The organism is Arthrobacter sp. M2012083 (assembly GCF_000281065.1).
GTDB lineage: Bacteria > Actinomycetota > Actinomycetes > Actinomycetales > Micrococcaceae > Arthrobacter.
Genome location: NZ_AKKK01000050.1, coordinates 12670 through 32849, shown reverse-complemented (window position 1 = coordinate 32849; position 20180 = coordinate 12670). Strand labels below are relative to the sequence as shown.

At 62.3% G+C, this 20180-nt stretch carries 20 protein-coding genes; 5 read left to right on the top strand and 15 right to left on the bottom strand.

What is annotated here, in order from left to right; genetic code table 11:
• Window positions 1-72 precede the first annotated feature (72 nt).
• Window positions 73-1158: a redox-regulated ATPase YchF gene (ychF, locus tag A477_RS0118520; RefSeq protein WP_026005753.1), complete on the bottom strand. Its 1086-nt coding sequence runs from the start codon at window positions 1156-1158 to the stop codon at window positions 73-75.
• A gap of 111 nt (window positions 1159-1269) precedes the next feature.
• Between ychF and A477_RS0118515 the strand changes: the two genes are divergently transcribed.
• A complete protein-coding gene (locus A477_RS0118515) occupies window positions 1270-2544 on the top strand; it encodes a DNA recombination protein RmuC (protein WP_017200384.1) in 1275 nt (424 codons plus the stop codon).
• Window positions 2545-2635: 91 nt separating this feature from the next.
• Here the strand turns inward: A477_RS0118515 and A477_RS0118510 are convergent, their stop codons facing one another.
• Window positions 2636-3721 (bottom strand): 4-hydroxy-3-methylbut-2-enyl diphosphate reductase, encoded by a 1086-nt coding sequence (locus tag A477_RS0118510; RefSeq protein WP_017200383.1) that lies wholly within the window; start codon window positions 3719-3721, stop codon window positions 2636-2638.
• 50 nt (window positions 3722-3771) lie between these two features.
• Entirely contained in the window at window positions 3772-4635 is an 864-nt protein-coding gene (locus tag A477_RS0118505) for a hypothetical protein (protein WP_017200382.1), read from the bottom strand.
• A gap of 183 nt (window positions 4636-4818) precedes the next feature.
• Here A477_RS0118505 and xseA point away from each other — a divergent pair, with 183 nt between their 5' ends.
• Both xseA and A477_RS0118495 read left to right on the top strand, forming a co-directional pair.
• Complete coding sequence (xseA, locus tag A477_RS0118500) at window positions 4819-6096, top strand: exodeoxyribonuclease VII large subunit (protein ID WP_017200381.1); 1278 nt, start codon at window positions 4819-4821, stop codon at window positions 6094-6096.
• Window positions 6097-6136: 40 nt separating this feature from the next.
• Complete coding sequence (locus A477_RS0118495; protein ID WP_017200380.1) at window positions 6137-6397, top strand: exodeoxyribonuclease VII small subunit; 261 nt, start codon at window positions 6137-6139, stop codon at window positions 6395-6397.
• On the opposite strand, the gene A477_RS0118490 is transcribed toward A477_RS0118495, so the two are convergent.
• From A477_RS0118490 to A477_RS0118445, 10 genes are all read right to left on the bottom strand, one after another.
• Window positions 6394-7248 carry a polyphosphate kinase 2 family protein gene (locus tag A477_RS0118490; RefSeq protein ID WP_017200379.1) on the bottom strand — a complete coding sequence of 285 codons (855 nt, stop codon included), beginning with the start codon at window positions 7246-7248 and terminating at the stop codon, window positions 6394-6396. The genes A477_RS0118495 and A477_RS0118490 overlap by 4 nt on opposite strands.
• Before the next feature lie 53 nt (window positions 7249-7301).
• Complete coding sequence (locus tag A477_RS0118485; protein ID WP_017200378.1) at window positions 7302-8522, bottom strand: pyridoxal phosphate-dependent aminotransferase; 1221 nt, start codon at window positions 8520-8522, stop codon at window positions 7302-7304.
• Between the two features lie 118 nt (window positions 8523-8640).
• Complete coding sequence (locus tag A477_RS0118480) at window positions 8641-9597, bottom strand: ABC transporter substrate-binding protein (RefSeq protein ID WP_017200377.1); 957 nt, start codon at window positions 9595-9597, stop codon at window positions 8641-8643.
• Window positions 9594-10337, bottom strand: coding sequence for an ABC transporter permease (locus tag A477_RS0118475; RefSeq protein ID WP_017200376.1), 744 nt, complete (start codon window positions 10335-10337; stop codon window positions 9594-9596). The genes A477_RS0118480 and A477_RS0118475 overlap by 4 nt, the downstream gene beginning before the upstream one ends.
• The gene (locus A477_RS0118470; protein WP_017200375.1) at window positions 10334-11074 is read right to left on the bottom strand and encodes an ABC transporter permease; all 741 of its coding nucleotides are present in this window, start codon (window positions 11072-11074) and stop codon (window positions 10334-10336) included. Before A477_RS0118470 ends, A477_RS0118475 begins: the two co-directional genes overlap by 4 nt.
• Window positions 11074-12168, bottom strand: coding sequence for an ABC transporter ATP-binding protein (locus A477_RS0118465; protein WP_017200374.1), 1095 nt, complete (start codon window positions 12166-12168; stop codon window positions 11074-11076). Before A477_RS0118465 ends, A477_RS0118470 begins: the two co-directional genes overlap by 1 nt.
• Before the next feature lie 154 nt (window positions 12169-12322).
• Window positions 12323-13525, bottom strand: a complete 1203-nt coding sequence (gene rsgA / locus A477_RS0118460) for a ribosome small subunit-dependent GTPase A (protein ID WP_017200373.1) — start codon at window positions 13523-13525, stop codon at window positions 12323-12325.
• 28 nt (window positions 13526-13553) lie between these two features.
• The gene (locus tag A477_RS23545) at window positions 13554-13715 is read right to left on the bottom strand and encodes a hypothetical protein (protein ID WP_017200372.1); all 162 of its coding nucleotides are present in this window, start codon (window positions 13713-13715) and stop codon (window positions 13554-13556) included.
• A gap of 43 nt (window positions 13716-13758) precedes the next feature.
• Window positions 13759-14211 carry an NUDIX hydrolase gene (locus A477_RS0118450; RefSeq protein WP_017200371.1) on the bottom strand — a complete coding sequence of 151 codons (453 nt, stop codon included), beginning with the start codon at window positions 14209-14211 and terminating at the stop codon, window positions 13759-13761.
• 29 nt (window positions 14212-14240) lie between these two features.
• Window positions 14241-16037 (bottom strand): glycoside hydrolase family 35 protein, encoded by a 1797-nt coding sequence (locus tag A477_RS0118445; protein ID WP_017200370.1) that lies wholly within the window; start codon window positions 16035-16037, stop codon window positions 14241-14243.
• 50 nt (window positions 16038-16087) lie between these two features.
• Here A477_RS0118445 and A477_RS0118440 point away from each other — a divergent pair, with 50 nt between their 5' ends.
• Window positions 16088-17119, top strand: coding sequence for a pirin family protein (locus A477_RS0118440; protein ID WP_017200369.1), 1032 nt, complete (start codon window positions 16088-16090; stop codon window positions 17117-17119).
• A gap of 13 nt (window positions 17120-17132) precedes the next feature.
• On the opposite strand, the gene A477_RS0118435 is transcribed toward A477_RS0118440, so the two are convergent.
• Window positions 17133-18068, bottom strand: a complete 936-nt coding sequence (locus A477_RS0118435; RefSeq protein ID WP_017200368.1) for an N-acetylglucosamine kinase — start codon at window positions 18066-18068, stop codon at window positions 17133-17135.
• Between the two features lie 41 nt (window positions 18069-18109).
• Between A477_RS0118435 and A477_RS0118430 the strand changes: the two genes are divergently transcribed.
• Window positions 18110-19141 carry a nitronate monooxygenase gene (locus A477_RS0118430; RefSeq protein WP_192812025.1) on the top strand — a complete coding sequence of 344 codons (1032 nt, stop codon included), beginning with the start codon at window positions 18110-18112 and terminating at the stop codon, window positions 19139-19141.
• Here the strand turns inward: A477_RS0118430 and A477_RS0118425 are convergent.
• Window positions 19116-20090: a LysR family transcriptional regulator gene (locus tag A477_RS0118425; RefSeq protein WP_026005752.1), complete on the bottom strand. Its 975-nt coding sequence runs from the start codon at window positions 20088-20090 to the stop codon at window positions 19116-19118. The two genes, A477_RS0118430 and A477_RS0118425, sit on opposite strands and share 26 nt — an antisense overlap.
• Between the last annotated feature and the right edge of the window lie 90 nt (window positions 20091-20180).

The following is a 20180-nucleotide window of genomic DNA, read 5'->3' as shown; positions in this document are numbered from 1 at the left end:
AGGACAGGAGCTATTTGGGCGCAAAAAAGGCCCCGGTTCAGTTGAACCAGGGCCCTTCGAAATTTGTGTGCATTACACGTTGAAGCGGAACTCCACCACGTCGCCGTCGGCCATCACGTACTCTTTGCCTTCGATGCGGACCTTGCCACGGGACTTTGCCTCGGCCATGGAACCGGCATCGATGAGGTCGTCAAAGGAGACAACCTCGGCCTTGATGAAGCCACGCTGGAAGTCGGAGTGGATCACGCCGGCGGCCTGGGGTGCGGTGTCGCCCTGGCGAATGGTCCAGGCACGGGTTTCCTTGGGACCGGCCGTGAGGTAGGTCTGCAGGCCAAGAGTGTGGAAACCTACACGTGCCAACTGATCCAGGCCGGATTCGCTCTGGCCGTTCATTTCCAGCATCTCGCGGGCTTCTTCCTCATCCAGTTCAACGAGGTCGGCTTCGAGCTTGGCGTCGAGGAATACGGCATCTGCGGGAGCAACCAGGGCGCGCAACTCGTCCTGCTTTTCCTGGTCGCCGAGGATGCCTTCATCGGCGTTGAAGACGTAGATGAAGGGCTTGGCAGTGAGAAGTCCGAGCTCCTTGAGGTGCCCCATCTCCAACTTGTCGCTCTTGATCGAAGAGAAGATGGTGTCGCCGCGTTCCAGAACTGCCTGGGCTGCCTTGATGGCGGCCAGCTCGGCTGCTTCACGCTTCTTGATCTTGACCTCTTTTTCGATACGCGGGATCGCGTTTTCGATGGTCTGAAGGTCGGCGAGGATCAGCTCGGTGTTGATGGTCTCCATGTCGGAGCGCGGGTCAACCTTGCCGTCGACGTGGATGACGTCGGGATCGTCAAATACGCGGACCACCTGTGCGATGGCCTCTGCTTCGCGGATGTTGGCCAGGAACTTGTTGCCCAGGCCTTCGCCCTCGGATGCACCCTTCACGATGCCGGCGATGTCCACGAAGGACACGGGCGCGGGAAGCAACTTCTGCGAACCGAAGATCTCCGCCAGCTTCGCAAGACGGGGATCAGGAAGGTTGACCACTCCGACGTTGGGCTCGATGGTAGCGAACGGATAGTTCGCAGCGAGCACCTGATTGCGGGTCAGTGCGTTGAAAAGAGTTGATTTGCCGACGTTGGGCAGTCCGACGATGCCAATAGTAAGAGCCACGAGCATTGATTCTACCCGTTGGAACCGTGTCCGCGGTTGTTCCCTCCCCCAACCGACGCCCGCGGCTGCAGCCTCGCTAAAACTGTCGTACCCCTGTGACAGGGTTGCCACATGGATGGATTTGGATTGGTATTGGCCCTGCTCATGCTGCTGATTGGTGCTGCGATTGGCCTCGCGGCTGGCTATGTTCTCTTCCGACGCCGGAGCGCCGGCTTGGAAGAAGACTTCGACGCCGTTTCGTCACGGCTTTCGGAGGTGACGGCACAGCTCGCAGCGGCCGACGCCGAACGCCGGCTTTTGTTTACGCAGAACCGGGAGCTGAACGCAGCAAGGAACTCTGATGGCAGCGTCCTGCGTGCGCTCGCTCCCGTGGCGGAGAAGCTGACGGCGGTCCAGCAACAGGTTTCGCTTCTCGAAAGGGACAGGGTGGAGCAGTACGGGCAACTCGCCCAGCAACTACAGGACGCGCGTTCATCGGACGAGCAGCTCTTGCGGTCAACCCATGCGCTGGCCTCAGCGCTCCGTTCGAATAGTGCCCGCGGCCAGTGGGGCGAGGTTCAGCTCCGCAGGGTCGTAGAGGCCTCGGGGATGCTCCGGCACGTGGACTTCCACGAGCAGGTTCACTCCGGACGTAGCGACAACACCCTGCGGCCGGACCTGGTGGTCCAGCTTCCCGGTGGCAAGCAACTGGTGGTGGATGCCAAGGTACCGCTTGCTTCCTATCTGGCCGCGCAGGAACAACTCCACGGAGACGGCTCGTTTGGCGAGTCGGTGGGACCCGCCATCAACCATGACTCCAAGACACTGCTAGCACAGCACGCAAAGGCGCTCAAGGCCCACATCGATGCCTTGGCGGCCAAGAAATATTGGGACATTCCGGGGAACTCCCCCGAGCTGGTGATCTGTTTCCTTCCGGCGGAGTCCATTCTGGCGTCGGCACTTGAAGCCGACCCGGCCCTGCTCGAACACGCCTTGTCCAGGAACGTGGTTCTGGCGTCGCCCGGGACGTTGCTGGCGGTCCTCAAATCGGTTGCCTTCACCTGGCGACAGGACGTCCTCACGGACAGTGCCCACGAGCTGTTCGAGCTCGCCAAGCAACTGTACGAGCGGATGGGCACGCTGGGAGAGAACGTCGGTAAGTTGGGAAGCTCACTGAAGACATCCGTGGATCGCTACAACGCCATGGTGGGCACGCTGGAGGCTCGGGTACTCCCGACCGCGCGCAAGCTCAACACCATGGACGATGCGGGTCTCGCCGCTCCCATGTCCGTGGAGGCTGTCCCCCGAGCCTTGGCAGCCCCTGAGCTGCTGGCCGTAGACACCTTCGGGCACCAGGACTCCACCAGAGACCACGAGGACAGCGACGATCAAGAGTCGGCTGCTTAGACGTAAGCGCTCTTAACGAGCTGGCCCGCCGTGGAAGCCTCCCAGTTGGCAGGCGACCACGGCGGGCCGGCGTTGTCAGAAGAAATCGGAGCTATGAGGTCGGGCGGTTTCCGCGGCCGCCAAGGGCACGTGTCACGTCGCCGGCTTTCTTCAAGGTGGCCCGCAGTTCCTTTGGAAGCGAGAAAAGCAGGTCTTCCTCTGCCGTCACCACTTCCTGGACCTCGCCGTAACCGTAGTCGGCCAGAAGCCGCAGAACATCCTTGACCAGCACTTCTGGAACAGAGGCTCCCGATGTCACACCCACGGTGGCGACGCCCTCAAACCAGGACTCGTCCACTTCGTTGGCGAAGTCCACGCGGTAGGAGCTCTTGGCACCATATTCCAGTGCTACCTCGACCAAGCGCACCGAGTTGGATGAGTTGGCCGACCCCACAACGATGACCAGGTCAGCCTGCGGTGCGATCTTCTTGATGGCCACCTGACGGTTGGTGGTGGCATAGCAAATGTCATCGCTGGGGGGATCCTGCAGCGTGGGGAACCGGTCCTTGAGAAGGCGAACCGTCTCCATCGTTTCGTCCACGCTGAGCGTGGTCTGCGAAAGCCAGATGGTCTTCTCCGGATCACGGACAGTGACTTTGTCTACCTCGTGCGGTCCGTTGATGATCTGAATGTGCTCCGGGGCTTCACCGGCGGTTCCTTCGACTTCCTCATGGCCTTCGTGGCCGATCAGCAGGATGTCGTAGTCCTCCTTGGCGAAACGCACAGCTTCCTTGTGGACCTTAGTCACCAGAGGGCACGTTGCGTCGATGGTGCGCAGTCCGCGGTCCTCGGCAGATTGGACCACTGCGGGCGAGACACCGTGCGCGGAGAAGATCACCAGGGCACCTTCGGGAACCTCGTCGGTCTCCTCGACGAAGATTGCTCCTTGTTCCTCCAGGGAGCTGACCACATGCACATTGTGGACGATCTGCTTGCGCACATAAACGGGAGGGCCGTAGTGCTCCAGGGCCTTCTCCACGGCGATGACAGCCCGGTCCACGCCGGCGCAATAGCCCCGAGGAGCCGCCAACAGAACCTTCTTGGGACCCGTGACGGGCGCCGCTGCCTGAACCTCTTCCGGAGAACGGCGTCTACGGGGCACCGCGGGCATAGGAATGGAAACTGCTGTGCTGGTCATTCCTCCATGCTACCGGGCCGGACTTTGCCTCCTTGCTATCGGCCAGGACTTTAGCTGCTGGCCGAACGTGACCCTCGTCGCCCTGACACAACGGAAGCTATGACGCCGGCCACAAAGACTCCACCGGACGCCACCGCTGCGATCAGGATCCATTCCCCGAAGCCTGTCTTGGCTGCCGTGAGGAACTCCTGCTTGAAGAGCTCGGCCACGCCGTTTGCGCTGGACAGACTGCCAACCACTCCCCCGGCAAGATCCGCCCCGGCCGTCCAGAGAGCAGCAAGCGCCAAGCCGCCCAGTCCGAGGAAGACCAATACCAGGGACCGCCGGCGCGCGGCGACAAGCCCCAGGAGCACGGATATCAGGGCACCGAGTGCGGCTACCCACCACAGGGGTGCGAATGCCGCCACCCGCTCCACCAGCTGGCGGTGGGAGGGCTCCCCCAGGGACACCAAACTTTCCGCGGGAACATCAATCCGGATCCGGGTGGCCTCGGCGAAATGATCACGAATGAGCCGAACCAGAGGGCTGATATCAAGGGCCAGGGCTGTGGTAGTGGCGGCCTCCTCAGGTTGGTTCGCTGCGCCGAAGTTCAACCTGTGGCTGTTGCGTACTGTCTCTTCCCACGCTTGAGGGTAGTCGCTCCACGATTGCATACCCGATGCAGCGCTGCGGAGTGCATCGGCTGCCAAGGACTGAATAGGTCCTGGTAGATCCACGGAGGACTCGAAGGTTCCAACCGCGGCCGTAGCCAAGCGGTTTTGGAATTCCGGATCGTTGCCCAAGTCACCTGCTATGCGTACAAAGCCCTCTTCTTTGACGATGTTCTGGTCGACCCACGCCGTTGGAACGGCCACAGCTGTAAGGAGTAAGGCGAGGATCACTCCCAATGCTGAAACAAAAGTACGCAAGGTCATCCTCAGGCTCGGTGGCTATGGCACCATCCTAGGTCTGTCCACATGGCAGAAAAAAATGTCGGAGGCCTCGCCCAAGCTATGGATAGAGTTGGAAGGCCGGTTGGCAACCACAGCCGCACCCCTGAGCGAGGACTATGACAATGCAGGAAGAAACACGGCGACTGAACCAGCCATGGACCCACCATGTCCGCTGAAGCGACACCGGAATCCACACTGCCGGGGACTGCCGCCGAAACCAGCCCGGACAATCCCTGGCCCCTGCAATTGCTGTCCCGCAAGCTCAAGGCACACATTGAGCGGGCTCCGGCCGCATGGATCGAGGGTCAGGTCATCGAACTGAACCGCCGGGGTGGTAACGCTTTCCTGACCCTGCGTGATGTTGACGCAGAAATTTCACTTCCGGCATCGGTCTGGTCAACGGTGCTTGACCGCCAGAAGATACCCCTGGAACGGGGTTCCCGGGTGGTTGCCTTGGTCAAGGCGGACTTCTGGGTCAAGACAGGGCGCTTGAATATGTCCGTTAAGGACATTCGTCCGGTAGGCCTGGGCGATCTCCTGGCAAGGATCGAACGGCTTCGTCAAGCTTTGGCAACCGAGGGACTGTTCGCGGATTCGCGGAAGCGCAAACTCCCGTTGCTGCCCCACCGCATCGGCCTCATCACCGGTCGGGATTCCGACGCCAAGAAGGACGTCATGCGCAATGCCGCCTTGCGTTGGCCAGCAGTTGAGTTTGACGTTCGCGAGGTGGCCGTTCAAGGCAATACTGCTGTTTCGCAGATCATCGCGGCCCTCAAGAAACTGGATGCCGACCCGCACGTGGATGTCATTGTCCTCGCCCGAGGTGGCGGCGCACTGGAGGATCTCCTGCCGTTCAGCAATGAAGACCTCATTCGAGCCGTCTCGGCCGCGACCACACCGATTGTTAGTGCCATCGGCCATGAAGCTGACCGCCCGATCTTGGACGACGTGGCGGACCTACGTGCGTCAACGCCCACTGACGCGGCCAAGCGCATAGTTCCGGATGTGGCCGAAGAACTGGCCATGGTTCGCCAGGCCCGGGACCATCTCCGCCGAAGCATCAGCCGCATGGTTGACCGGGAGACTGATCGACTCCATGCACTGAGATCGCGGCCCGTATTGGCCACTCCTGCTTCAATGGTGGACGCCCGCTCCGAAGATATCCACCGCCTGCAGCGCAGGGCCCATTCTGCGGTCAGCACCGCGGTACTCAGGGCATTGGACCAAGTCCACCACTTGCGTGCGCAGGTCCGTGCCCTCTCACCCCAAAAAACACTGGATCGCGGATATGCCGTTGTCCAGCTCCTCGGCGAGGACCAGGCGGGGCACCACGTTGTGAGCAGCCCCGAGGAAGCGCCGGACGGGACGCCGCTAAGCATCCGCGTAGCTGAGGGCCGTTTCAGGGCTGTCTCCGCCGGCCAAGGACAACTCGTCGAACGTTGAATCTGCCACAACCACCGTCACCACCACATCAAAGGACACCATGACTGAGAACAATCCAACGGCACCGGAATCCCTGGACAACTTGAGCTATGAGGAAGCCCGCGAACAACTCGTGTCCGTCGTAGGTCGCTTGGAGGCAGGCGGAGCAAGCTTGGAAGAATCGCTTGCCCTTTGGGAGCGTGGCGAGGCACTGGCTAAACGCTGCGAGGACTGGCTTGAGGGCGCGCGCAAGCGTCTGGCCACGGCCCGTGATGCAAGCAGCGACGGCGGAGCCCCGGCTGGCGGCAGTCCTACGGCCTAGGACTCCACCACGAGGGCACGCTCAGCGGCGACATCGAAGTCAGCCTTGGGCCAATCCAGTTGCAAGCTACCCAGGGCATCCAACAGTAGTTGCTGGACGGCGATGCGCGCGTACCACTTCTTGTTGGCAGGCACCACGTGCCAAGGTGCGATGTCGGTTGAGGTTTTCTCGAACGCAATGCTGTACGCGTCCATGTAGTCATCCCAGTACGCACGTTCCGCGAGGTCACCGCGACTGTATTTCCAGTGCTTGCTGGGATCGTCCAAGCGAGCGATAAGACGCTTCTTCTGCTCGTCCTTGCTGATATTGAGCATGACCTTGACAATGGTGGTTCCCTGCTCGTGCAGACGTGACTCGAAGTCGTTGATCGCTGCGTAGCGGCGCTCCAGTTCGGCAGCGTCAGCCCACCCATGAACGCGGTGGATCAGGACGTCCTCATACTGCGAACGATCAAAAACACCCACCATTCCTGCGGCAGGGGTTTGTTTTTCGATCCGCCAGAGGAAGTCGTGTGATTTTTCTTCGTCCGTCGGCGCCTTGAAAGCGGTTAGCTGCACACCTTGCGGGTCCATGGCTCCCACAACGTGGCTGACAATGCCGCCCTTGCCCGCAGTATCCATGGCCTGAAGAATGAGCAGGAGCCGCTTGCGGCTACCGAATTTTCCTTCGGCAAAGAGCTTTTCCTGCAGTTCCGCAAGTCGATCGTCCTGGGCGGCCAGCAGCGCCTTGCCGTCCGCTTTCACACCGGTGTAGCCCGGGGTGGAGTCAGGATCCACGCCAGCCAGCGAAAACCCCGACCCCACCCTCAGTACTTCGGCCGGACTCTTGGCGAACTCAACTGCAGCAGCCATTGGCATGCCTTTCTGCCCGGCCGCGCCCCCGTGGCGCGGCTATGGACCTCAGGCTAGTTGCCCGGGTACCTCGACAGGAAGTCCGCCATGCGACCAATGGCTTCTTCTATGTCCTTGACGTTGGGCAGGGTGACCATTCGGAAGTGATCCGGACGAACCCAGTTGAAAGCGCGCCCATGGGAGACCAGGATTTTCTGTTCTTTCAACAGGTCCAGGACAAACTTCTCGTCGTCCCTGATGTGATAAACCTCTGGGTCCAACTTCGGGAACAGATAAAGGGCACCCCTGGCCTGCTGCGTGCTGACACCGGGGATGGCGTTCAGGAGGTCGTAGGCCTTGTTGCGCTGCTCCAGGAGCCTGCCACCGGGAAGGATGAGATCGTTGATGCTCTGGTAGCCGCCGAGAGCGGTTTGGATGGCGTGCTGCGCAGGCACGTTGGCACACAAACGCATGTTGGCCAGCAGGTTGATGCCCTCAAGGTAATCGGCGGCATCCTTCTTAGGCCCGGAAATCGCCATCCAGCCTGCGCGGTAGCCGCAGACGCGGTAGGCCTTGGACAGGCCGCTGAACGTCAAGCACAGGACGTCATCACCGGTTAGCCCGGCGAGGTTAACGTGAACGGCATCTTCGTAGAGGATTTTCTCGTAGATTTCGTCAGCGAAGAGAACCAGTCCGTGCTTCTCTGCCAACGCGACAATCTTCTTGAGGGTCTCCTCCGGGTAGACGGCGCCGGTGGGGTTGTTGGGGTTGATCACCACAATGCCCTTGGTCCGCGGCGTGATCTTGGACTCCATGTCTTCAAGATCGGGCTGCCATCCGGACTCTTCATCACAGAGGTAGTGCACGGGTCGGCCGCCGGCGAGGGCCACGGATGCCGTCCACAGCGGGTAGTCCGGCGTGGGGATCAGCACTTCGTCACCGTCGTCCAGAAGTGCCATCAGGGACATGGTGATGAGCTCGCTGACACCGTTGCCGAGGTAGATGTCGTCAACGTGGATGTTCTGGATGCCGCGCGTCTGGTAATACTGCGAGACGGCGGTCCTGGCCGAGAAAATGCCACGGGAATCGCTATAGCCCTGAGCGTTGGGCAGGTGGCGGATCATGTCCACCAAGATGGCGTCAGGCGCTTCAAAACCGAAAGGGGCCGGGTTTCCGATGTTCAGTTTGAGGATCCGGTGACCCTCCGCTTCCATTTGCTGGGCGGCCTGAAGAATCGGTCCACGGATGTCGTAGAGGACATTATGAAGCTTAGTGGACTGCTTGAAATTCGCCATCCCTCAAATATGCCACACGGGTGATGGGGTTCAGCTGAGACTTGACTCACACATACGACGACGGCGGTGACGGTCCCGCGCGGGTCCGTCACCGCCGTCGTACGCGGTTTTTCAGGTACTACTTGACGATGCCTTTGTCCTTCAGCCATGCGGCTGCAGCATCCTTGGGTGACTGCTTCTGGTCGCCGCTGACTGCGCGGTTCAGGTTGATCAGGTCATCCGTGGTGAGGATCTTGGAGACGTTGTTGAGTGCTTCCTTGGCTTGATCAGTCATCTTGGCTTCCTTGACCAACGGCAGGACCTGCTGAGCCTTGAAGTTGTTCTTCGGGTCTTCCAGGACGACGAGGTCGTTGTCCGCGATGGACGGAGTGGTGGTGTAGATGTCCGCCACTTGGACCTTGTCCTCCAAGAGGGCCTGGAGGGTCAGGTTGCCACCGCCGTCGTTGAAGGGCTGCAGGCCCTTGAGCTCGCAACCATAGTTGGCCTTCAGCCCCGGGAAGCCGTAGGCGCGGGTCTCAAATGTGGCTGGTGCAGCCATGGTGAAGTCCTTGCAGACCTTGGCCAGGTCCTCGATGGACTTCAACTGGTACTTCTCCGCCGTTGCCTTGGTGACCACCATGGCGTCCTTGGACTCGGCCTTGGCCGGCTCCAGCACCGCGAGGCCTTCCGGAAGCTTGCCCGGGAGCGCCTTGTAGACGTCCTCGGCAGAAACCTCAGTTGCCTCGGTGTCCACGTAGGAGAGAAGGTTGCCGGAGTAATCCGGGACGAGGTCCACGGAACCGTCCTGGACGGCCTTGAAGTAGATCTCGCGCGAGCCGATGTTCGGCTTGGAGGTGGCAGTGAGACCAGCTGCGTTGAGGGCGCCAACATAAATCTCTGCGATGACCTGGCTCTCCGGGAAGTCTGCCGAACCAACCACCAGTGAACCTCCCGCGGCGGAACCGCTGGGTGCCGCGGTGGAAGGCGTGGCCAAGGGACTGCCGCCGCAGGCGCTCAACGCGAGGGCCACACCCACTCCAGCGGCGAGGCCGCCGAGACCACGGCGCGTAAGGGTCATGGGGACGGGGTTTTTCATGGTGTACCTCCTTGAACGGCAGCCCCGGCAGGAACCGCGGCTGTGAGATCGTCGGCTGCCTTCTGGCGGCCGCTTGAGTCGAGGGTCAGGCCGGGCGAGATGACAAGCCTCTGCACGCCGGCAAGTATCAGGTCCACTGCGATGGCCAACCCAGCTATGAGCAGGGAGCCTCCGAGCATCCTGGGGAAGTCCTGCAGGACGAGGCCGTCGAACAAATACCGGCCAAGCCCACCCAACGGAAGATAGGCAACCACGGAGACTGTTGCGATGACCTGCAGAACCGCGGTGCGGACACCACCGAACATCACCTGCAGTCCGTTGGGCACTTCCACCCGGAAGAGAATCTGAAGTTCGCTCATGCCCATGGCCCGGGCAGCGTCCACCACGGTGGCATCAACGCTGGAAATACCGGCGTAGGTCCCGGCCAGCAGCGGCGGCACCGTAAGGATGACCAGCGCCCACACGGGAGGCATCAAGCCACTACCGGCCAGCAACGCGAAGAGGACCAGCAAGCCGAGTGTCGGAAGGGCACGCAATGCTCCGGCGACAGCCACTGCGACAACGCGGCCGCGCCCGGTGTGCCCGATGTAGAGGCCGATTGGCACTGCAATGGCGGCGGCGATGAGGAGCACCAGCCCGCTGTACTGCAGGTGCTCCAGCAAGCGGGTGGGGATTCCACCGCTTCCGGTCCAGTTCTTGGGGTTTGTCAGCCAGGCAATGGTTTCGGCAAAGATGTTCATGCGGACGCCCCCGGGTCGGGGCGGAGGGTCGCGCGCGGCTTCGCCGGTCCGGCTTTGGGCTCGGTAAGCAGGGCGTTGGCGTCGGGACGCGACGAACTTCCACCTGCCGCGCGGGTCCATGGCGTCAAGAGCCGCTCCAAGACCACCAGAACTGCGTCCATGAGCAGGGCCAGCACCAGAATCGCGATGATGCCCACCACAACTTCAGTAATGAACGTGCGCTGCAGGCCGTCAGTAAACAGGACGCCAAGGTTGCCTACTCCGAGGAGGGCGGCAACGCTCACCAGGGAGATATTGCTGACTGAGACCACTCGAAGTCCTGCGAACAGCACAGGCAAAGACAACGGAAGGTCCACTTGGAAGAAGCGGGCCAGGGGTTTGAAACCCATGGCAACGGCAGCATTTCGGAGGTCGTCATCCACGGAGTCGAAGGCGTCCATCGCGGCACGGACCAGCAGTGCCACCGCATAGATGGTCAGTGCCACCACCACGTTCAGTGGATCCAGGATCCGCGTGCCAAGGATGGTGGGAAGAATGATGAACAGGGCCAGTGAGGGAATGGTGTACAGCAATGAGGTAGCCGTTGCCACCACTGACCTGAGCGTGCTGTTGCGCCTGGCCAGCTGGGCCAAGGGGACCGAAATCAGCAGTCCAAGGATCATGGGAATGATGGCGAGCACCATGTGCTGACCGGCCAACCCCAGGACCATGCCACTGTTGGCAAGGAACCACTCCATCAGGTGGCGTCCTCCCTGTGGTGGCGGACTTCTTCGATAAGTGCGAGGATTTCCGGCGCTTTCAGGACCCCGGCCACCCGGCCGTCGTCGTCCACCGCAACGCCAAGGCCCGAAGGCGACGACAACGCCGCATCCAGCGCGCGGCGCAGCGTATCTCCCTTGCGGAACAGCGAACCTCCCGGGATCAACCCGGCACCATCCCGCGGTGAAGACCACCCGAGCGGCCGCGCATCGTCGTCGACAACCAGCGCCCACTCCCCTGATTGGCGGCCCGCGTGGTGGCCGTCGGAAGGACTCACCATGGTGACAGGGTGCAAGGTCACGGCGTCTGCGGCGTTGAAGGCAAGGTGCCGGAAGCCACGGTCCCGTCCCACGAAGGAGGCCACGAAGTCATTCGCAGGCGCCCGAAGAATTTCTTCCGGAGCCGCGTACTGGGCCAGTTTGCCCCCCACGGCGAAGACAGCCACTTTGTCGCCAAGAACAGTGGCTTCATCGATGTCGTGCGTGACAAAGACAATGGTCTTGGCCAGTTCCCGCTGCAGACGCAAAAGTTCCTGCTGCAGTTCGTCGCGGACCACCGGATCCACCGCGCTGAAGGGTTCGTCCATCAGCAGGACCGGCGGGTCAGCGGCGAGCGCCCGGGCAACTCCGACGCGCTGCTGCTGACCGCCCGAGAGTTGTGACGGGTACCGCTTGCCGAGGACGGAAGCCAGCCCGACGACGTCGAGCAGTTCCGCAGCGCGCTTCCGCGCCGCTGCCTTGGGTACGCCGTTGAGCCGCGGAACAGTGGCGATGTTGTCCAGGACAGAACGGTGCGGGAGAAGGCCCGATGACTGCATGACGTAGCCCATGGAACGGCGGAGCTTGGCCGCCGGAACCTGAGAGACATCTTCCCCTGCAACAGTGATGGTTCCGCTGGTGGGCTCCACCATCCGGTTGATCATGCGCAGGGAAGTGGTTTTACCGCAGCCCGAAGGGCCAACAAACACGGTGATGGCGCCCTTGTCGATGGACATGGTGAGGGCATCCACCGCCGGTTGCCCGCCCTGGTATTTCTTAGTGACGCTCTTGAACTCAATCATGGCTTCGGCCATACCCGGGCTTACCTATCTGTGGAAGAGAACATCGGTAGAGCCAGATGATCATATGCACTCTTATTACTTGGCTGCAAAGCAATCTTCACCCAGCGTAGCCAGCGCCACCGACGATGTCAGCGTCGCCACGAGTTCCGTAATGAATCGGCAATGTTCAGCGTTTACGTCGTTTGCCGCCCTTCCCGGCCCGTTCCTCAGCCTGGTCGTGCTTGTATCGTTCCGCTGCACGCTGGCCTCGGTCCGCTGACATCACCTTCTGGTGCCATTCGCGCTGGTAGGCGCGACGCGCAGCCGCGTCATGTTTCCTGGCCAGGGCTGCCAGTTCCCGTTGCAGCTTCAGGTAGCTTGCCCAGCGCCTGGGATCAAGGGCTTCCTCCGCGAGCGCCTCCTGGACAGCGCATCCCGGTTCAGCTTGGTGAGCGCAGTCCGTGAAGCGGCACCGGGAGAAGAGTTCCTCCAGATCGCCGAACATTTCATCCATTCCCTCGTCCGCATCGAAGAGCCCGAAGCCGCGGACTCCCGGCGTATCCATCAGCACTGCACCACCGGCCAGGGGCACCAACTCCCGCGAGGTGGTGGTGTGTTTGCCCTTGCCGTCGCCGGCCCTGACCTCGCCTGTCTGCTGGAGCTCACGCCCCGCCAAGGCGTTGATAAGCGTCGATTTCCCTGCACCGGAAGGACCCAGCAGAACCAAGGTGGCGCCTTGGGGAATCCGCTGCATCAATTCGTCGAGGCCATCGCCCTGCTCCGCGGAGGTGGTGACGACGTCAACGCCCGCGGCCTGAAGGATGACTTCCCCCACCACGTCGTCCGCGAGGTGGGCGAGGTCAGCCTTGGTGATAACCACAAGCGGTGTGGCACCGGAATCCCACGCAGCCACCAACGTGCGTTCAAGTCGGTTATGGGTCAGCGGACGGTCCACAGGGACCACCACCGCAACAATGTCGATGTTGCTGCCCAGGATCTGCTCCTCTGACGAGGCTTCAAAGGCTCGTTTGCGGCTCAGCGCGGAATGGCGCGGAAGGACCTCGACGACGGCAGGCTCGCCAGCGTTGTTGTGGCCGAGCCATACCCAGTCCCCGGTGGCCGGAACAAGCCCATGCATCGGATAGGGCAAATGCAGGAGGTCTTGGGCTGATGCGACGAGCACCCGGTTCCTGTCCAGGCGCACTACGCGGCCGGGTGTGGCTGCTTCCTGGTTCTCGGGGGCGCCGTGGGCGCGGAAGAGCTCCGCGGTTTTGTCGGTGAAGCCGTACTCCACTGGTCCGTGAAATTGATGAGCGGCATGAATTTGATGAGCGGGCAGCTGCTCGGTGGAACTAAAAGAAGGGTCGCTTGAAGATGCGTAAGTATTCAATGAAATGCCTCTGAGGAGGCCCGGCCGCCTAGTCTTGGCAGGCTGATGCCGGGGCAGGAATGGTGGGCTGACGACGGCGCGCCGCAACTGAGCGCGGGGCGCGCAAGATCGTGGCAATCATCAAATCCACCTCCTCGGCATCCAGTCCGACTATGAGTGAGTCGGCAACGATGTTTAGCGTAGTCACCATGGGGCACATTTGGCTAGGCCCTATGGCTCAGCTTCCGGTTGGCTCAGCTCAACTTCCCGTTGGCCGGGCGTTCCCGGTGCAATCGGAGTGCCGTGTCCACCAGGGACACTCGGTTGAGTTTCCCGATGTCCTTGAGTGAGATCCATGCGGCGTGCGTGGTGCTCCCATCCACCTCATGGGTTAGTTCTCCGCCCACCACCGTTGCCTCGTAGACCAGTCGGAGGGCCTGAAAATCCTTGACCGAACCGTCCGGGCGGATATCAGCAGGCCAGTGGCCGACGTCGATACCCAGCATGCGGTCAACGCGCGCTTCATATCCGGTTTCCTCGAAGACTTCACGCCTGCAGCCGTCCACCGGATGTTCCGCCAGGTCCAGGCCTCCCCCCGGAAGCGTCCACCCTTCCTTGCCGTCCTGCTTCCAATAGGCCAGCAGGATCTTGTCCTCCTGGACGATTACGGCGTAAGCGGCTGGGCGGGTATCGAACTGCAGCGTCATGGAGTCAGCATAAATGGTGGGGCGGGACTCTACGGAAGGCCGGCCGCCGCGATCGGACCCGCTTCTACGGGACCGAGGTCGGGCGCGTCGCGAAGTTCGACGACGGTCCCCGGGTTACCCAGTTCCAGCACCTTGATACTGTTTCGGCCGGTTTTGAGCAAAGGCGCGGGTGCGTAGAGCGTCACCTGTGGCCCCTTCTCCCAGTACCGTCCCAGGAGGAAGCCATTGAGCCAGACGAAGCCCTTCCCCGAGTCGGGCAAAGCGATGTAAGTGTCGGCCGGTTGCCCGGCCTCGAAGTCGACGCCTGCCAACCCCTCAAGGTCTTCCTGCGTCCAGTCTGCGAGGGCAACGGGTGTTTGCGTCCAGTGGAAGGTGTAGCGCTGATTGACGAGGACCCCGCCCAGAATTCCCTTCCCCTGTCCCGTCAGGGGTCCGTAGTTGATGCGGCCGAGGTTCTCAACCAGAATCTCAAGCTTGGCGGGTGTGCCTGTGCCGCTTACGGGCAAACCCTCGGAACCGTTGACGTCGTCCAGGACACCAACAAAGGTGCCATCCACCCACACGTAAGCGCGGTCATTCAGGCCGGTGATCTTAAGCCGGCTCTCCGAGGGAACATCCGGACGGCCTGGAAGGATCGCTTCGGCGGCATAGAGGACCATGCCTGCGTCCAGTCCCAGCTGCTCGAAGCTGAGTGGCCTAACGCTGCTGACGGGCTTGCCGGCATCCCGCACAAGCTCGAGAAGGGGCTGCCCTACGGTCAGAGGCAAGGACCGCGCCTGAAGTACCGGGGCCTCAGCTAACAACTCCACAGGGAGTTCGGGTAGGTCCTCAATTCCCTTTGCCCGGAAGAACTCCTTGCGGAAGGCATGGAACTTGGGCGTCAGGGCGCCGTTCTCTGCGATGGGCGCGTCGGAGTCGTAGCTGGTAACCGTCGGCTGCAGCATGGTGCCATCGTGATTGCTGCCGGAAGTGAGGCCGAAGTTAGTCCCGCCGTGGGCCATGTAGGCGCAGAGTGAGCCACCGGGATCGAGCACTTTTCGTGCTTCCAGTGCCGCTTCCTCGGCGTCGCGGCGGTGATGGTGTTCGCCCCAGTGATCGAACCAGCCACCCCAGAACTCAACGTTGAAGAACGGCTCGCCGGGCCGCCGTCGCTGCCAGGTGGCCACCGCTTCGTCGCCCCGGCTTCCCAGCGTTGCCGTCGCCCAGGTCCCCTCGATGGAACCGCCATCGAGGAAATAGTCCGTGCCGCCGTCGGCGGTGAACAGGAGCTCCGTGATGCCGCGCTCTTCCAGGACGCGTCGATTCCAGCGGATGTACTCGTGATCATCGCCGTAGCTGCCGTATTCGTTTTCAATCTGCACGGCCACCACCGGACCACCCGCGGACGCCTGCCGTGAGGCGATGGTCGGAAGGAGCTGATCGAACCACTCCTCGATGGCACGGGTGAACATCGGGTCCATGCAGCGCAGGCCGATGCCGGGAGTGCCGGTCAGCCAGGCTGGGAAGCCGCCGTTGTCCCACTCGGCGCAGATATACGGTCCAGGGCGAACGATGACGTCCAGCCCCTCCTCGGCCGCGAGGTCAATGAAGCGGCCCACGTCCCGCCAGCCACTGAAGTCCGGCGCCTCATCGCGCTTAGGCTGGTGGAAGTTCCAGGCAACATATGTGTCCACCGTGTTGGCGCCCATCGCCTTAAGTCGACGCAGCCGGTCCTGCCACAGGTCCGGGTGTACACGGAAGTAGTGGATGGCTCCGGCGAGGATGCGATACGGTTCACCCGAACGGTAAAGGACGGCGTCGTGGTAGCTCAGGAGGGCGTTGTTCACGTGGAACAGATTAGCTCAATTTCCAACATTTATTCACAGGTGATGATCACATGACCAATCTTGATACTTCCCCCGCACAGGAAGTCTGCCCCGCGGCGCCGGAAGGTCAAGGTCCTTGCGTTCAGCTGTGGCCCGAGCGCGAGGTTCCTTTGGGAGGCGTGCGCGCCATGAACGTCATGAGGACTTTGCCACAGCGGGGACTGCCTACTGTGGGCGCCTGGTGTTTCCTGGACAGTTTCGGTCCCGACCGGGTGGCCATGAGCGTACTCCCCCACCCCCATTGCGGACTTCAAACGGTCACGTGGCCCTTGGAAGGGGCCGTGCGGCACCGCGACAGTGTGGGCAGCGATGTAGTGGTCCGGCCAGGCGAATTGAACATCATGACGGCCGGCCATGGCATCTCCCATTCAGAGTTCTCCGTCCTTCCGGCCACTACCGAAACGGGGTCCAGTCCGCTGGTGGAAGAAATTCCGATGTCCCGGGGACTCCAGCTGTGGGTTGCCCTCCCGGATGAGCACCGGCACCGTGCGCCGTCATTTGAACAGGTGAGGGACTTGCCGGTGGCCGTGGGCGAAGGGTTTACGGCCACCGTGATGGTGGGCGAATTCGCTGGACAGCGCTCCCCCGCCACGATGTTCAGCCCGATTGTTGGAGCCGACATCACGGGCACGGGGTCCCTTGAATTGCCGTTGCGGCCCGATTTTGAGCACGCCGTACTGGTCCTGGATGGCCACGTCGTGATCGATGGCCACGACATCGAGGCTGGTCCTCTGGCCTACTTGGGGGCCGGCAGGCCCAGCCTCACCGTCCATGCGCAACCGGACACCCGCTTCATGCTCCTCGGCGGCGAACCGTTCGGCGAAGACCTGCTGATGTGGTGGAACTTCGTGGGGAGGACGCACGAGGAAGTGGAAAAGGCCCGTGAGGAGTGGGAAGCCGAAGGATTGCTCGACGACCACGCAGCCGCCAGCTCACGCTTCGGCTTCGTCCCCGGACATGGTCCTGATGCAGGACCGGAAGCTGGCCGCATTCCCGCCCCTCCACTGCCCGGCGTCAAGCTTCGGCCACGAACCCGCGGCTAAGTATCTTGTTCGGTTAGTCCCGTTGCTCCGCTACAAGCCGCGGGACGCCGAACACGGGATCCTGTTGAAGAATGCGCACATCAGTAATGCCGCTTTGGGCCAGCCTGGCCTTAAAAGCTTCCTGGAGCCGCGGGACGTTCATGCCGAGTCCGCTGCCGAGGATCACTGGACCGTCCAGGCCCAGTTGGCGGACGGCCTGTTCGGCGAGTTCAGCCAGATCCCGGCCTGCTTGCTCCACTAGTTCCTGACTCGTTTCGTCACCGGCGTCGGCTGCTTCCACTACCAACCGGGCCTGCTGCGCCCAGTAGCGGCGGCCGGTGTCCGGGGAGTGGAACAGCGCGATCAGCTTGCCGGGTTCCTCAACGCCGACGGAGTCCAGCAGTGCACTGCTGAGCCGATCAGGCTCCAGGCCTTGGTTCATCCGGCGCAGGCTGTGTCGGACTGCCTCCCGCCCCAGCCAGTAGCCGCTTCCTTCGTCGCCCAGGAGATAGCCCCAGCCACCCGCCCGGGCTTCGTGGCCGGCGTCGTTCTTTCCCCATGCCGCTGAGCCGGTGCCGGCGATTACCGCGACGCCCGTACTCGCTCCCCCGGCAGCCAGCAACAGCCGTGAATCGTGAACCACAGTGATGCGCGCACCTGGAGCGTGCGGTGCGATGAGGTCGGCGAGCGCCTGGGCGTCTTCGTCCGTATCGATTCCCCCTGCACCGGCATAAACCTGGTCAATGTGGCCACCACCGATTTTCCCGAACAACTCAGCGAGGTTCGCTGCGGCTACTTCTCGGCTAACGTTTTGGACATTGGAGCTGCCTGCGCTCTCATCCCGGATCGGCGATCCATTGAGGAACCGAACGCCGCGGGTTTTCGTGCCGCCGATGTCGAGCCCGATGACGGTGCCGCTCACGGCTTCCGGGGCGGCGTGGGAATGCTGGGCAGAGTCAGGATTGTTCACCGTGAAAGACTAGCTTGGAGCGTCCGGAGGAGAAACCGCACATGCCTGAATCCCTTTTTGGTACACCGTTTGTTGCAGCTCCCATGGCCGGGGGAACGTCCACGCCGGCGCTGGTAAAAGCGGTTCATGAGGGCGGTGGGCTGGGTTTCATTGCTGCCGGCTACAAAAGCCCCGAAGCCATGACGGCTGAAATCGCTGCCACGCGGGAACTCAATGTTCCGTTTGGCATGAACGTGTTCGTACCGGACCCAGGCCAGCTCCCGCCCGGTCCTGAAGCACGGGCTGACATTGAGGCGTACCGGGCGGCACTCGAACCCGAGGCGGCCCGTTACGGCGTGACGCTACCTCCCCTCCGACTCGATGACGACGACGCCTGGCAGGACAAGATCGATGCCCTGCTGGCCGAGCCCGTGGAGTTTGTGAGCTTCGCTTTCGGCCTCCCGGGAAAGCCGGTGGTCCACGCCCTGCAAAAAGCAGGCAGCCGGGTCATCTCCAGTGTTACCAGTGTGGACGAAGCGCTTGCGGCTGCAGAGGAGGGCCCCGACGCCATCGCAGTGCAGCACAGCTCCGCGGGCGGACACACAGCAGCTTTCCTGCCTGGCCGGCGGGGACAAGCAGGCCGTACGACGGCGGAGCTGGTGGCCCAGGTGCGTGCCGCCGTCGGGCTTCCGCTCATCGCTGCCGGAGCCGTCATGGATAACGCCACGCTGCGCGAAGTGCTGGCAGCGGGCGCGGTTGCCGCACAGGTGGGTACCGCCTTGGTCCGCACTGATGAGAGCGGCGCACGGAAGCCGCACAAGGACGCTTTTGGTGACCCTGCCTTCACGGAGACAGCTATGACCCGGGCATTCACGGGGCGCTGGGCACGTTCGCTGGTCAATGAATTCGTCCGCGACCATCAGGACGCGCCGGAGGGATATCCGGCCATCCACCACCTCACCAGCCCCGTCCGGGCTGCATCATCGGCGGCAGGTGATCCCCACCGCATCAACCTGTGGGCAGGGACCGGCTGGCAGCAGGCAAGGGAAGGATCCGCGAAGGATGTGGTCAGGGAGTTCCTGAACGGGCTCTGACAAGTTCGGCCAGCAAGTCCCCGCCCTCGGTCACCACCAGTTCCCGGAACAGCCTGATGGCGTCCGGTTCGAAACTCCGCTCCCTCCAGGCGATACCGATCTGCCGGAACGCCAGATCGGATTCGATAGCCACTTCAACGAGCCCAAGTTCGGCCTCGGGAAGGAACTGGCCGGTTCCTGAACCGGGTCCGGCTGGCGGCAGGATGCTAAAGCCGAGCCCGGCCGAGACCAATCCACGGGCAGAGGTGGACTCCTGGACTTCAAAAGCGATCCTCGGCCGGAATCCGGCTTCGCGCAGGAGCGCTTCGCCCAACGCCCGAAGGCCCACACCCTCAGGGAGGGTGACGTACGGTTCGTACCGGAGTTCGGAGAGGCTAAGGCTGGCCCTTCCAGCCAGAGGGTGCCGGTAGTGCAGCACCGCACGCAATGGCTCGCGGTACAACGGCAGAGCATGAATGCCCCGCCCCTCCGGCGCGATGGGTGCCGTCAACGCGAAATCCATGTCCCCGTTAGCCAACTGCTTCAAGCAATCGTCGCGGGGACCCTGCCAAAGTTCGAACACTGCGTGCGGGTGGTGGGCGCGGAAGGCGCTGATGAGCAAGGGAAGGGTGGCTTCACCAAAGGTGTGTTGGAACGAGACCCCAATCCTGCCCCTCACAACGTCCGATTCGTGCCGCACCCTGTCCAGCCCGGCTTGGAAATCCTCCAGGGCAGCTTCGATGTAGGGCAGCAGCGTCCGAGCGGCCGGCGTCAGGCGAATGCCTCGACCCTCGCGGATCAGCAGGTCCATCCCCACTATGGCGCTTGCACGTGCCACGGCCCTGCTCACTGTCGACTGTGGAACGCCGAGGATCTCGGCGGTTTCAGTCATGTGTTCCGTGCGGCCGAGCTCCGCCAAGACAGGCAGCAGAGGGAGCAGTTGAACGAGTTGCTGGTGATCGGGCTCCATGAGGCTCCATTTTTGGCAGGATCAATTCATGCACTGGTGCATCAATCCTAAGGGACCTATGCATTGGAACGTGAAGTTCACTCAGCCCTA